Origin of the sequence: Aeromonas media, from assembly GCF_020423125.1 — a bacterium.
GTDB classification, from domain to species: Bacteria; Pseudomonadota; Gammaproteobacteria; order Enterobacterales; family Aeromonadaceae; genus Aeromonas; species Aeromonas media.
On the sequence record NZ_CP075564.1, the window covers coordinates 3,887,128 to 3,900,672 of the forward strand.

Sequence of the window (13,545 nt, forward strand, 5' to 3'; positions counted from 1 at the left end):
AAAAAAGATTCATCTGCACTCGATATAGATTTGGCAGATACCTCTGGCGTCAAAAATTGAAATTCTCATTCCCACTGCCTTCTCCTACGCTCATGACTGGTTAACAGGATGTTAAGTGCCATTGCGGTATCGCATGGCTCCAGTTCATGCAAGGAGAGCAAGATGAAACTGACCCCCCTGACCCTGGCCCTGATCCCTGCCCTGCTGGCAGGCCAGATCCAGGCCGCCCCGACCGAACTCGGCAAGGGTGAAGGCCAGCTCAATATCGTGGCCTGGGCCGGCTACGTGGAGCGCGGCGAGACCGACAAGAACTATGACTGGGTAACCGGCTTCGAGAAGGAGACCGGCTGCAAGGTCAGCGTCAAGACGGCCGCCACCTCGGACGAAATGGTGGCCCTGATGAACGAAGGGGGCTTCGATCTGGTGACTGCCTCCGGCGACGCCAGCCTGCGCCTCATCGCGGGGGGCAAGGTGCAGGCACTCAACCTGGCGCTCATCCCGAGCTACAGCAAGATAGACCCCCGCCTGCAGAATGCTCCCTGGCACACGGTAGATGGCAAGCACTATGGCGTGCCCTACCAGTGGGGCGGCAACATATTGATGTACAACACCAAGGTGTTCCCCAAGGCGCCCGACTCCTGGAGTGTGGTGTTCGAGGAGCAGACCCTGCCGGACGGCAAATCCAACAAGGGGCGGGTACAAGCATTCGATGGCCCCATCCACATTGCCGATGCAGCCCTCTATCTGATGACCCATCAGCCCGCGCTCGGCATCAAGGATCCTTACGAACTGAACGAGGAGCAATACAAGGCCTCCCTCGATCTGCTGCGCAAGCAGCGCCAGCTGGTGGGGCGCTACTGGCACGACGCCTTTGTCCAGATAGATGATTTCAAGAACGAGGGGGTGGTGGCCTCCGGCTCCTGGCCGTTCCAGGCCAATACCCTGATCGCCGACAAGCAGCCCATCGCCACGACTGTGCCCAAAGAGGGCGTCACCGGCTGGGCCGACACCAGCATGGTGCACAACGAGGCCAAGAACCTCACCTGTGCCTATAAGTGGCTGGAGCACTCCCTGAACAACAAGTTGCAGGGGGATCTCGCCTCCTGGTTCGGCTCCGTGCCCGTGGTGCCCGCCGCCTGCGAGGGCAACGCCCTGCTCGGGAAAGAGGGCTGCAAGACCAACGGCATCGACAACTTCGATCGGGTTCACTTCTGGCGTACCCCCGTCTCCCAGTGCAAGAGCCAGGGAATCTGTGTGCCCTACTATCGCTGGGTCTCGGACTATATCGCCATCCTGGGTGGTCGCTGAGCCTGAGCTGACAACGCACTACCCGGCGGGCCGGACAGGAGTCCGGCCTTTTCCCACACAGACAAGGACGTCCCATGAACGCCGTACAATTTGACCGGGTCAGCCGCCACTATGGCGAGGTGAAGGCGGTCGATGACATCTCCTTCCAGATCCCGGCCGGCGAGTTTTTCACCCTGCTGGGGCCGAGCGGTTCCGGCAAGACCACCTGCCTGCGGATGATCGCAGGCTTCGAATACCCAAGCGAGGGAGAGATCCGGCTGTTCGGCGAGCCCTGCTCCACCGTGCCCCCCTACGATCGCAACCTCAATACCGTGTTTCAGGACTATGCACTCTTCCCCAACATGGATGTGCGCGACAACATCGGCTATGGCCTGATGCTCAAGGGCGTCGCCAAGGCGGAGCGTTACCGCAAGGTGGACGAGATGCTGGAGCTGGTGCGCCTGCCCGGCGTCGGCAACCGCAAGCCCGGCCAGCTCTCCGGCGGCCAGCGCCAGCGCATCGCCATCGCCCGGGCACTGATCAACCAGCCGCGCATCCTGCTGCTGGACGAACCGCTCGGGGCGCTCGACCTCAAGCTGCGCGAGCAGATGCAGCTCGAACTGAAAGCCTTGCAGCGCCAGCTCGGCATCACCTTCATCTTCGTCACCCACGACCAGCAGGAGGCGCTCTCCATGAGCGACCGCATCTGCATCTTCAATCAGGGCAAGATCGAGCAGATAGCCGCGCCGGATACCATCTACGACGCCCCCGCCACCCCTTTCGTCGCCCGCTTCGTCGGCACCGTCAACCTGTTCGAGGGGGAGCAGGCCCGCCGTCTGTGCGGCGATGCGCGGCAGATGATGGTGCGCCCGGAGCGGATCCGGCTTGCCGAGGCCGGCACACCGGGCTGGTCTGGTGAGGTGCGCGAGGTGGAGTACCTCGGCCCCTTCGTGCGCTACCGGGTCGATCTCGGCGAGCAGCTCGAGCTCATCGTCAACCACCCCAACGAGGGCCAGGCCCGCCTGCCCCGTGGCGCCCGGGTCAGCCTCAGCTGGCCGGAGCAGGCGATCCATCGCCTGCACACCGCCCCTCAGGGAGCTCAACCATGAGCGCCCCCCACAGTGCGAGCCTTGCCATGAGCCAACCCACTGCCCCCCTCTCCTATCGGCCGCTGCGGCGCCTCTCCACCCTGCTCTACGGGCGGCCGGGTCTGTTGCTGGCCATCCTGCTCGGGCCACCCCTGCTCTGGCTCGGCATCATCTATGTCGGCTCCCTGCTGATGCTGCTCTCCAACGCCTTCTTCGGGCTGGACGAATTCAGCGGCCAGATCCGCCACGAACTGGGACTGCAGAACTTCGTCGCCCTGCTGCGGGCAGAGAACCTGGACGTGATCCTGCGCACCGTCGGCATGTCGCTGCTGGTAACCCTGGCCTGCGCCCTGCTCGGCTTTCCGATCGCCTACTACATGGCGCGCTACACCAGCGGCAAGACCCGAGCTCTGTTCTACGTCGGCATCATGCTGCCACTCTGGTCCAGCTATCTGGTGCGGGTCTACGCCTGGAAGCTGATCCTGGCCAAGGAGGGGGTCATCAGCTGGCTGGCAGACACCCTGGGGCTGGATTGGCTGCTGGACGCCATCCTCTCCCTGCCGGTGATTGGCGGCCCTTCGCTGTCGTTTTCGCGGCTCGGCACCTTCATCGTCTTCGTCTACGTCTGGCTGCCCTTCATGATCCTGCCCATTCAGGCGGCGGTGGAGCGTATTCCGCGATCCCTCTTGGAGGCGAGCAGCGATCTGGGGGCGACACCCGCCCAGACCTTTCGCACCCTGATACTGCCGCTGGCGCTGCCCGGCGTGGTGGCGGGATCCATCTTTACCTTCTCCCTGACGCTCGGGGACTACATCATCCCCGGCATCATAGGCAACTCGACCATGTATATAGGCCAGGTGGTCTACATGCAGCAGGGCACGGCGGGCAACCTGCCCTTCGCCGCCGCCTATTCGCTGGTGCCCATCCTCATCATCGCCATCTACCTGACCATTGCGAAACGCTTGGGAGCCTTCGATGCTCTCTAATACCTCAATAAAACAGGATCATGGCAGCCAGCCCTCCGGCCTGCTCAGGTACGCGGCCATCGGCGGCCTCTTGTTCCTGCACTTCCCGATCCTCTTCATCTTCCTCTACGCCTTCACCAGCGAGAGTAAGAGCTACCAGTTCCCGCCCCCCGGGCTAACCCTCAGGTGGTTCGAGGTGACCCTGAACCGCCCCGACGTGTGGCGCGCCATCCAGCTGTCGCTGGAGGTAGCCGGGCTCGCCACCCTGGCGGCCATGATCCTCGGCACTCTGGCGGCAGGGGCCATTGCCCGCAGCCGCTTCTTCGGTCAGGAGGTGGTGTCGCTCTTGCTGGTGCTGCCCATCGCACTGCCCGGCATAGTCACCGGTATAGCGCTGCGCTCTGCCTACGGCCTGATGGAGATCCCGTTCAGCTTCTGGACCATCGTTATCGGCCACGCCACCTTTTGTGTGGTGGTGGTCTACAACAACGCCCTGGCCCGTTTTCGCCGCACCAACCAGTCGTTGATCGAGGCGTCGATGGATCTCGGGGCCGACGGCTTCCAGACCCTGCGCTACGTGATCCTGCCCAACCTCGCCACGGCGCTGCTGGCGGGGGGCATGCTGGCCTTTGCCCTGAGCTTTGACGAGGTGATAGTCACCACCTTCACCGCGGGCCAGCAGACCACGCTGCCCATCTGGATGTATCAGGAGCTGATCCGTCCACGGGATAGGCCCGTCACCAACGTGGTGGCCCTCATCATAGTGGCCGTGACCACCATTCCCATTCTGCTTGCCTACTACCTCACCCGCGACGGCCAGGACGTCGCCGGCAGTGGCAAATAACGACTCAACGCCTGCGCAAGGATGCAACCATGAAATTCTCTACCCAACTCTTGATCGACGGCCAGTTCGTGACTGGTGACGGCCAGGCCGAGCCCATTCTCAACCCGGCCACCGGGGAGCTTCTCGCCTCGGTTCCAGAAGCCTCGTTCGAGCAGGTGAACCGGGCGGTCAACGGTGCCCAGCGCGCCTTCACCCAGTGGAGCCGCACCACCCCGGCCCAGCGCAGCACCCTGCTGCTGCGCCTGGCCGATGCCATAGAGCGCCATGCCGAGGAGTTCGCGGCGCTCGAGTCCCTCAACTGCGGCAAGCCCTATCTGGCGGTGCTCAATGACGAGCTGCCTGCGGTGGTGGACTGTTTCCGCTTCTTCGCCGGAGCGGCCCGCTGCCTGCAGGGACCGCTGGCGGGGGAGTATATCGAGGGGCACACCAGCATGATCCGCCGCGATCCCATCGGGGTGGTGGGCAGTATAGCCCCCTGGAACTACCCGCTGATGATGGCGGCCTGGAAGATAGCCCCCGTGCTGGCGGCCGGCAATACGGTGGTGCTCAAACCCTCAGAGCAGACCCCGCTCACCGCCCTGCGCCTCGCCGAGCTCGCCAGCGAGCTCTTCCCGCGCGGCGTCATCAACATCGTCTGCGGCCGGGGCGAGAGCGTGGGGGCGCCGCTGGTGGAACATCCGCTGGTGCGCATGGTGTCGCTCACCGGTGACATCGCCACCGGCCAGAAGATACTGCAGAGCGCCGCCCGCACCATGAAGCGCACCCACCTTGAGCTGGGTGGCAAGGCGCCCGTCATCATCTTCGACGATGCGGATCTGGAAGCCGTGGTGGCGGGCATTCGCACCTTCGGCTTCTACAACGCCGGGCAAGACTGCACCGCCGCCTGCCGCATCTATGCCCAGGGCAAGATCTACGACAAGTTCGTCGCCGCCATGACGGAGGCCGTGGCCTCCATCAAGGTGGGGAGCCAGCGTGAAGAGGGGGTGGAGATGGGGCCGCTCATCTCCGACCGCCAGCGCAACCGGGTCGCCAGCTTCGTGGAGCGGGCCCAGAGCAGCGGCCACGTGGAGGTGACCACTGGCGGCAAGATCCGCCCCGGCAACGGCTTCTTCTTCGAGCCGACCCTAATAGCCCATGCCCGTCAGGAGGATGAAATCGTGCGCCGGGAGGTATTCGGCCCCGTGGTGTCGGTGACCCGCTTTGGCGACGCCGAACAGGTGGTGCAGTGGGCCAACGATTCGGACTACGGCCTCGCCTCCTCGGTCTGGACCCGGGATCTGAGTCTGGCGAGCAAAGTGGCCAGCCACCTGCAATATGGCTGCACCTGGATCAACACCCACTTCATGCTCACCTCGGAGATGCCCCACGGCGGCATGAAGATGTCCGGTTACGGCAAGGATCTCTCCCTCTACGCGCTGGAGGATTACACTGTACCGCGCCACATCATGGTCAAGCTCTAGAAATGATTCAGGCTGGCCCCGGGGCCAGCCTGAATGCGTAAACAACGACCCAAATCCCCTGCCAAATACCTCCCCCTACGACAGCCGCCACAGCCAGTGGTGATCCAGAATAAGCAGACCGAACAGCAACATCAGGTGATAGATGGAGAAGCGGAAGGTGCGCATCGCCTGACCGGGGCGATCCGAATACTTCAGCAACCAGCCATGCCAGCAGAACCCGAGGTTCAGCGCCAGACTGCCGATCAGATAAAGCAGCCCGGACATGCCGATCAGGTAGGGCAGCAGGCAGACCAGGGTCAGGATCAGCAGATAGAGCAGTATGGCCGTCTTGGTGAATGCTATGCCGTGGGTGACGGGCAGCATGGGAATGTTCGCACCGGCATACTCATCACGTCTGTGAATGGCCAGGGACCAGAAGTGGGGCGGTGTCCAGGTAAATATGATCATCACCAGCAGCCAGGGTTCGGCCGAGAGTCCTCCTGTGATGCTGGTCCAGCCCAGCAACGGTGGCATGGCGCCCGCCAGCCCGCCGATCACGATGTTCTGTGGCGTGGCCCGTTTAAGCAGCAGGGTATAGACGACCGCATAGCCAAACAGGCTGGCCAGGGTCAGCCAGGCGGTCAGGGGATTCACGCCCCAATAGAGCAGGACGAAGCCCATCAACGCCAGCCAGAGTGCAAACGCCATCGCAGACTTGGGCCCGATCCGCCCCATGGCGACCGGTCGCCAGCGCGTTCTGCGCATCTGGGCATCGATGCCGTGATCCAGAGAGTGGTTCATGGCCGCCGCCCCGGCCGCCAGCAGCCCAATCCCCGCCAGCCCCAGCACCATCTCGTCCAGGGAGGCCTGGGTCGGCTCGGCCAGCAGCATGCCGACCCAGGCGGTCAGCAACAGCAAGGCCACCACCTTGGGTTTGGTCAGCTGGTAATAATCCCGCAGCAGCCGGAGGTCGATGAGGCGTGTCAAGGGCTTGCTGTTCATGTCTGACTCCTGATCGCCTCGGGCGACAGCAAGGGGGAAAGCCGGGGACGAGAGAGCCGCCCACGGGCCAGCACACAACACACCAGCAGGTGCGCCGCCACCAGGTTGTGCGTGAGGGCGTTTGCCAGCGGCAGGGCCAGGTGGACGTTCGCCAGCCCCAAGGCAATTTGCACGAGCAACAGGACCAGCAAAAGCCCCCCCAGGAAGCGCAACGGGGCTCCCTGGCGGATCAGATCGAGGGCAAAGCCCCCCACCAGCAGGGCGGTGGCAAGGGCTCCCAGACGATGGGCGATATGGATGGTCTGGCGCGCCTCCTTGCTCAGCACCCCGAACTCATAGCTGGCGTGGCCGAGCGGCAGATGAAAGGCCTCCTCCCAGTTCAATTGCGCCTGCCAGCTCCCCTGGCAGAGAGGCAACTCGACACAGGCCATGGCCGCATAGTTCGCCGACGTCCAGCCACCCAGCGCTATCTGCAGCAGCAGCACGCCGCAGGCCGCATTGCCGAGCCAGGGCAAGCCCTGACCGCGGCAGACGGGCGCGTTCGCGGGGAAGCGCGCAAGCTCGGCCCGGTAGAGCCAGAGCAGAGTCAGGATGGCGAACCCACCCAGCAGGTGGCTGGTCACCACCAGAGGGTGCAGCGCCAGCGTCACCGTCCACATGCCCAGCGCAGCCTGCCCAACCACCAGCACCAGCAAGGCCCCAGAGAGCCGACGCAGACGACCGCCAGCACGCCAGCTCAGCACGAACAGCAGCGCAATCACGCCACCCAGCACACCGGCGAAGTAGCGGTGCACCATCTCGCTGCGCGCCTTGTGGGGCTCCAGCGGCGTGTCCGGGTAGAGCTGGGCCGCCCGCTCCATATGCACGGATTGGGGGACGGCCAGGGAGCCGTAACAGCCGGGCCAATCGGGGCAGGCCAGCCCGGCATCCGTCAGTCGGGTATAGGCCCCAAGCACGATGACCAGTACCGCCAGTGCGATAGCGATCGATGCCAGCCGCTTCTGTATCTTCATACGGCACCTCGCTGACGCCTGCATCCGGATGATGGCGACATGACACACAATACAGTCCTCAGGTGCGCTTTCATTGCACGCCTCGCTGATACTTGAGCAGTTGCTGCAGATCCGACAGCACTGCCTTGCCAAGCTGCGGCCACGCCGCCGTGCTGGCCGGGACCTCGTAGCGCAGGATGGCCAGCCCTTGCGAGTCCACCAGCATCATATCGCCCGCCCGCACAGCTCCGTTCACCCCGCGCGGTGGCGTATCGGTCAGTTGCACCAGATCCAGCTTGTCCAGGTTGCGGCCTAGGGCGCTTTGGATCCGCGACATCAACTCGGGCACCTGCTGACATTGCGCCTCACAGCGCCGGGCGGCCAGATAGACCAGCCGCCATTTGCTCTGATGGGGCGGGAGTGGTTGCAACAGATAGACCTCCTGATCCAGCCAGGCCCCCTTGTTGCGGGTGCCGGGTTCATACCAGCCCTGCCTCAGGGTCAGCGCAGCCAGCACCACAGGCAGCAGTATCACCAGCGCAAAGAGGACAGGTACCTTACATCTTGGCCATGAGCTCATGAGGACAACCTCCTTGTCAGCACCAGGCCCCCCACCAGCATCACCAGGGCCAGCCCAAGCCATTGCACTGCATATGCCCTGTGCTTCTCGGGCGGCATGACATTCGGCTGGTAGTGATAGAGGAAGGGTGTGTGCCTTTGATAAAACACGGCATCGGCGAGGGGTGAACCGAGGATCTCGCTCAGGGCATCCACCCTGATGGACTGCAGCCGGTTAGGATAGGGGCCGGATTCGATGTTCTGACCCAGCAAGACGCCACCGGGGGTCGTGCGCAGCAGACCATCGAGCTCCAGAGTTGCCGGGATGACGGGCCTTGGCAGTTGCTGCCTGCTGGCGGGTGCAGGCACCCAGCCCAGATTGACCAGCAACAAGGGACGGGCATCACCGGCGCGTACCGGTATGATGATGTCATAGCCGATCTCGCCCGCCACCGCCTGGTTGTCCAGCAGCCAGACATGAGGGGACACCCATTCGACCGCCCCTCCCAGTGACAAGCCATCCAGTGATTGAAGATTGCGCCAGTCGATCCGGGCAAGCGTCAGTGGCGCCACCTGCTGTGCCACCGCCATCCGCCCCAGCCAGGCCTCTTTCTCCATCCCACGCTGCCACTGCCAGAGCGACAGCTTGCACAAACCGGCCGTCACAACCAGAGTGAACATCAGTACGATCCAGCGCCTGTGATGCCATGGTCGCTGCTTATCCCATGTTGCCATGTCATGCATATAACGGAGGGCTCCAACATGTTGATCAAGATAGTGCTGGTACTGATGCTGCTGCTCATCATAGGACAACTGTTTCATGCCCTCTGGTTGATGATGACCACGGGTCACCCCCAGAAGATGTCGGCCCCGCTGGGGCGCCGGGTGTTCTTTTCCCTGCTGGTGGTCGTCATCCTGCTGCTCTCCCTGATGATGGGCTGGCTGGAGCCCAACCCGCGCCCTTACTGATCCCGGCCTCAGAGGAGGTAGACGAACACGAAGAGGCAGAGCCAGACCACATCGACGAAGTGCCAGTACCAGGCCGCGGCCTGGAAGGCGAAGTGGCGCTCGGCGGTGAAGTGATCCTTCAGCACTATCCGCAGCCATATGATCAGCAGGAATACAGTCCCCAGGGTGACATGCAAGCCATGGAATCCGGTCAGGATGAAGAAGGTATTGCCGTAAATGCCGGAGTCCAGTCGCAGCCCCAGATCCCGGTACGCATGCAGGTATTCATAGCCTTGCAGCCAGAGGAACGCCAACCCGAGCAGTACGGTCACAAGCAGCATTCCCTTGAGACGACTGCGTTTGCCATTTTCCAGGCCGGTATGTGCAAACAGCAGGGTGACGGAGGATCCGAGCAGGATCAGGGTATTGATGAGGGGGATACCGTGCCAGGGCATGGCCTGGGTCGTGGTCCCTCCCGGAGTCTTGACCATGGGCCAGTGCGCCGAGAAATCCGGCCACAGCAACTGTGCCGTCATCGCCTTGTTGCCCGCGCCGTCCAACCAGGGCATCGCAAGCTGGCGGGCATAAAACAGCACCCCGAAGAAGGCCAGGAAGAACATCACTTCGGAGAAGATGAACCAGACCATACCCTGCCGGAAGGAGCGATCCATCTGGGCGCTGTAGAGCCCGGTCATGGACTCCTGGATGATGTGACGAAACCAGCCAAACAGCATGAAAACCAGCAAGGCAACGCCAGCCATCATCAAATACCGGCCGACCCCATCCTGCTTGCTCGCCACTTCATTGACCAGATGCCCTGCTCCGAAAGCCAGGAAAAACAAGGCCACCGCCCCTATGATGGGCCAGCGGCTCTGGTCCGGGACATAATACGTCTGGTTCACTTTGGCCATGATTATTTCCTCTGCGCCAGCGTCGGGGCTGGGGTGGACTGAGTGATGTCATAGAGTGAATAGGAGAGCGTGATGGTGTTTATGTTGTCGGGCAAATCGGGGTCGACATAAAACTTGAGCGGCATCAGCTTGCTCTCCCCCGCCTGCAACTCCTGACGGTTGAAGCAAAAACACTCCACTTTCTTCAAATAGGCGGCGGCGGGACCGGGCGAGACCGACGGCACCGCCTGACCAATCATGGTGCGATCGGTGGGATTGAACACCCGATAATTGACCAGCTTCATCTCACCCGGCCGCACCGACAACCGCGCCGTTTCGCCGCTGAACTGCCACGGCATCTGGGTGTCAGCATGGGCAAGAAACTCGATCTGGATGGTCCGTTTGCTGTCGATCACCGCCCGCTCAGCCGTGGCAGGCTGTACTGCAGTCTTGCCGTTGAGGCCGGTGATCCTGCAGAAGACGTCATACAGCGGCACCAGTGCAAAAGCGAACCCAAACATGACAAGCACCACCAGGGCCAGCTTTCTGAGCAGGGGACCGTGATTGACCTGAGCCATATGGCCTCCTTACCGCACCTCTGGCGGGGTCTTGAAGCTGTGGTAGGGAGGGGGGGATGAGAGCGTCCACTCCAACCCCTCCGCCCCTTCCCACACCTGATTGCTAGCCTGCCTGCCTCCTCTGATGCACTTGATCACCCCCCAGACGAACAGCAACTGCGACAGCCCGAAGGCGAAACCGCCGAGACTGATCAGCATATTGAAGTCGGCAAACTGCAGTGCGTAATCCGGAATGCGGCGGGGCATGCCTGCCAGACCGACGAAATGCATGGGGAAGAAGAGCACATTGACCGAAATGAGCGAGCACCAGAAATGCCACTGCCCGAGTCGCTCGTCATACATGTGTCCCGTCCATTTGGGCAACCAGTAATAAGCGGCGGCCAGGATCGAGAAGACGGCGCCGGTGACCAGCACATAATGGAAATGGGCCACGACAAAATAGGTATCGTGATATTGGAAATCGGCCGGGATCATTGCCAGCATCAACCCCGAGAAGCCGCCTATGGTGAACAGGGTGATGAAGGCAATGGCAAACAGCATGGGGGTCTCGAACGTCAGTGATCCCCGCCACATGGTGGCAACCCAGTTGAATACCTTCACCCCGGTCGGCACCGCTATCAGCATGGTGGCGTACATGAAGAACAGCTCGGCGACCACGGGCAGCCCAGTGGTAAACATGTGGTGAGCCCAGACCATGAAGGAGAGCAAGGCGATGCTGCTGGTGGCATAGACCATGGAGCGATAACCAAACAGTTTCTTGCGAGAGAAGGTGGGAATGATGCTGGAAACGATGCCAAAGGCCGGCAGTATCATGATGTACACCTCAGGGTGGCCAAAGAACCAGAAGATGTGTTGGAACATCACAGGATCCCCTCCCCCGGCCGCGTCGAAGAAGCTGGTCCCGAAATACTTGTCCGTCAGCACCATGGTCACCGCCGCAGCCAGAACCGGCATGACAGCAATGAGCAGGAAAGCCGTGATTAGCCAGGTCCAGACAAACAGCGGCATCTTCATCCAGCCCATGCCCGGCGCCCGCAGGTTGAAGATGGTAACGATGACGTTGATGGCTCCCATGATGGAGGAGATACCCATGATGTGGATGGCGAAGACGAACAGCGCCGTGCTGTTGCCGCTGTATTTGGTGGACAGGGGGGCATAGAAGGTCCAGCCCGAGCTGGGGCCACCACCCTCCATGAACAGGCTCGACAGCAGGATCAGAAACGCAAACGGCAGGATCCAGAAGCTCCAGTTGTTCATCCGGGGCAATGCCATGTCCGGGGCCCCGATCATGATGGGGATCAGCCAGTTGGCGAGACCGGTGAAGGCGGGCATCACGGCGCCAAAGACCATGATGAGGCCATGTACCGTGGTCATCTGGTTGAAGAACAGGGGCTCGACCAGTTGCAGACCGGGCTGGAACAGCTCGGCCCGAATGACCATGGCCATGGCGCCACCGGTGAAGAACATGGTCAGGGCGAATAACAGATAGAGAGTGCCGATATCTTTGTGATTCGTGGTGTATAACCAGCGTTTCAGGCCCGATGCAGGTTGGTGGGCGTGCTCGCTGTGCAGGGTATCCGTGATTCCATCACTCATGCTGGCGCCTCACTTGTCCTTGTTTGGTTCGACTGGGTTCAGAAGGGACTGCACCTCTGCAGCCTGAATGACATCACCGGTCTTGTTGTCCCAGGCATTGCGCTCGTATGTCACGACGGCGGCGAGCTCCTGCGCCGTCAGCTGCTTGCCGAAGGGCTGCATCGCCGTCCCGCTCTTGCCATGCAGGACTATGTCCAGGTGCTGGGCCCTGTGTTCTGGCAGCGTCGCCACCTTGCTGCCCTTGAGGGCCGGGAAGATGCCGGGCAAGCCCGTACCCGCGGGCTGATGGCAGGCGGCGCAATGCCCCAGGAACACCTTCTCACCCAGCTCCATGGCCTGCGACAGCGTCATGGTCTGGCTGGCCAGGTCTTGCTGCCGGGCCTTGGCAGCTGCCTGGTCTGCCGCTGTCTTTGCGATCCACCCATCGAACTCCCCGGCCGGCTTGGCCACCACCACTATGGGCATGAAGCCGTGGTCTTTGCCGCACAGCTCGGCACACTGCCCCCGGTAGGTGCCAGCCTTGTCGATGCGGGTCCAGGATTCGTTGATGTAACCGGGATTGGCATCTTTCTTCACCGCGAAGGCGGGCACCCACCAGGAATGAATTACATCGTCCGAGGTCATCAGGAATCGGATCTTCTTGCCAACGGGCAACACCAGAGGCTGATCCACTTCCAGCAGATAGGTGCCGCTCTTGGGTTCGTCGCCCGAGATCTGCTTCTTGCTGGTCGCCAACAAGGAGTAAAACGCCACCGGATGCTCGAGGTATTTGTAATGCCATTTCCATTGCGAACCCGTGATAATCACGGTGAGATCGGCTTTGGAGGTATCCTCCATTTTCAGCAGTGTCGAGGTCGCCGGTGCCGCCATCGCGACCAGGATCAGCACCGGGATGGCCGTCCATAGCAGCTCGATGCGGGTGCTCTCGTGGAATTGGGCGGCCTTGGCGCCGCGAGACTTTCTGTGGTGGACGATGGACCAGAGCATGGCCCCGAAGACGATAAGTCCAATGGCACAGCAGATATAGAAGATCGTCATATGCAGGTCATACACCTGCTGGCTGATGGCGGTCGCCCCGCGTGTCATGTTGAATGTGATGTCGTTGGCGGAAACACTGCTGCTGGCGAGCCACACCATCCATGCGCCATGGTTGATTGCATTTTTTCCCACATTGCACTCCCTGTGCACGTTAGAAAAGATGGCAGGCATTGACAACTTAAAAGCTAACCATCTGAAAATAATGCATTTATTAAACGTTCAGTCACACTCAAGTATTAGTCCATATTCTGAAAAAACCAAAGTTATGCCAGCCGATGAGGGACTCGTCAGAGCAGTTGGCGCCCTATCCAGGGTAGAAG

At 61.8% G+C, this 13,545-nt stretch carries 14 protein-coding genes; 6 read left to right on the plus strand and 8 right to left on the minus strand.

What is annotated here, in order from left to right; all coding sequences use genetic code 11:
- The first annotated feature begins 162 nt into the window (after positions 1 to 162).
- The 5 genes from KI797_RS17940 (at position 163) to KI797_RS17960 (ending at position 5,644) form a co-directional block, all read left to right on the plus strand.
- Positions 163 to 1,308 carry an ABC transporter substrate-binding protein gene (locus KI797_RS17940; protein WP_226170418.1) on the plus strand — a complete coding sequence of 382 codons (1,146 nt, stop codon included), beginning with the start codon at positions 163 to 165 and terminating at the stop codon, positions 1,306 to 1,308.
- A gap of 74 nt (positions 1,309 to 1,382) precedes the next feature.
- Positions 1,383 to 2,396 (plus strand): ABC transporter ATP-binding protein, encoded by a 1,014-nt coding sequence (locus tag KI797_RS17945; RefSeq protein ID WP_029302107.1) that lies wholly within the window; start codon positions 1,383 to 1,385, stop codon positions 2,394 to 2,396.
- Positions 2,393 to 3,361, plus strand: a complete 969-nt coding sequence (locus KI797_RS17950; protein ID WP_226170420.1) for an ABC transporter permease — start codon at positions 2,393 to 2,395, stop codon at positions 3,359 to 3,361. The genes KI797_RS17945 and KI797_RS17950 overlap by 4 nt, the downstream gene beginning before the upstream one ends.
- Positions 3,362 to 3,368: 7 nt before the next feature.
- Positions 3,369 to 4,184, plus strand: a complete 816-nt coding sequence (locus tag KI797_RS17955; RefSeq protein ID WP_319003265.1) for an ABC transporter permease — start codon at positions 3,369 to 3,371, stop codon at positions 4,182 to 4,184.
- A gap of 29 nt (positions 4,185 to 4,213) precedes the next feature.
- A complete protein-coding gene (locus tag KI797_RS17960) occupies positions 4,214 to 5,644 on the plus strand; it encodes a gamma-aminobutyraldehyde dehydrogenase (protein ID WP_226170424.1) in 1,431 nt (476 codons plus the stop codon).
- Between the two features lie 75 nt (positions 5,645 to 5,719).
- Here the strand turns inward: KI797_RS17960 and cyoE are convergent, their stop codons facing one another.
- The 4 genes from cyoE to KI797_RS17980 form a co-directional block, all read right to left on the minus strand.
- Complete coding sequence (cyoE, locus tag KI797_RS17965) at positions 5,720 to 6,625, minus strand: heme o synthase (protein ID WP_226170425.1); 906 nt, start codon at positions 6,623 to 6,625, stop codon at positions 5,720 to 5,722.
- Complete coding sequence (locus KI797_RS17970) at positions 6,622 to 7,638, minus strand: COX15/CtaA family protein (RefSeq protein ID WP_226170427.1); 1,017 nt, start codon at positions 7,636 to 7,638, stop codon at positions 6,622 to 6,624. The genes cyoE and KI797_RS17970 overlap by 4 nt, the downstream gene beginning before the upstream one ends.
- 70 nt (positions 7,639 to 7,708) lie before the next feature.
- A complete protein-coding gene (locus tag KI797_RS17975; RefSeq protein WP_226170429.1) occupies positions 7,709 to 8,197 on the minus strand; it encodes a hypothetical protein in 489 nt (162 codons plus the stop codon).
- Positions 8,194 to 8,856 (minus strand): SURF1 family protein, encoded by a 663-nt coding sequence (locus KI797_RS17980; protein WP_226170431.1) that lies wholly within the window; start codon positions 8,854 to 8,856, stop codon positions 8,194 to 8,196. Before KI797_RS17980 ends, KI797_RS17975 begins: the two co-directional genes overlap by 4 nt.
- Positions 8,857 to 8,937: 81 nt before the next feature.
- Between KI797_RS17980 and KI797_RS17985 the strand changes: the two genes are divergently transcribed.
- Positions 8,938 to 9,144, plus strand: a complete 207-nt coding sequence (locus KI797_RS17985; RefSeq protein ID WP_005330432.1) for a DUF2909 family protein — start codon at positions 8,938 to 8,940, stop codon at positions 9,142 to 9,144.
- A gap of 8 nt (positions 9,145 to 9,152) precedes the next feature.
- Here KI797_RS17985 and KI797_RS17990 read toward each other — a convergent pair whose 3' ends face one another.
- The 4 genes from KI797_RS17990 to coxB are packed head-to-tail and all read right to left on the minus strand — an operon-like array spanning position 9,153 to position 13,357.
- Positions 9,153 to 10,034, minus strand: coding sequence for a cytochrome c oxidase subunit 3 (locus KI797_RS17990; protein ID WP_226170433.1), 882 nt, complete (start codon positions 10,032 to 10,034; stop codon positions 9,153 to 9,155).
- Positions 10,035 to 10,036: 2 nt separating this feature from the next.
- The gene (locus KI797_RS17995; protein ID WP_025328389.1) at positions 10,037 to 10,591 is read right to left on the minus strand and encodes a cytochrome c oxidase assembly protein; all 555 of its coding nucleotides are present in this window, start codon (positions 10,589 to 10,591) and stop codon (positions 10,037 to 10,039) included.
- A 9-nt stretch (positions 10,592 to 10,600) separates the two neighbouring features.
- Positions 10,601 to 12,187, minus strand: coding sequence for a cytochrome c oxidase subunit I (gene ctaD / locus KI797_RS18000; RefSeq protein WP_161507527.1), 1,587 nt, complete (start codon positions 12,185 to 12,187; stop codon positions 10,601 to 10,603).
- A 9-nt stretch (positions 12,188 to 12,196) separates the two neighbouring features.
- A complete protein-coding gene (coxB, locus tag KI797_RS18005) occupies positions 12,197 to 13,357 on the minus strand; it encodes a cytochrome c oxidase subunit II (RefSeq protein WP_319003230.1) in 1,161 nt (386 codons plus the stop codon).
- Between the last annotated feature and the right edge of the window lie 188 nt (positions 13,358 to 13,545).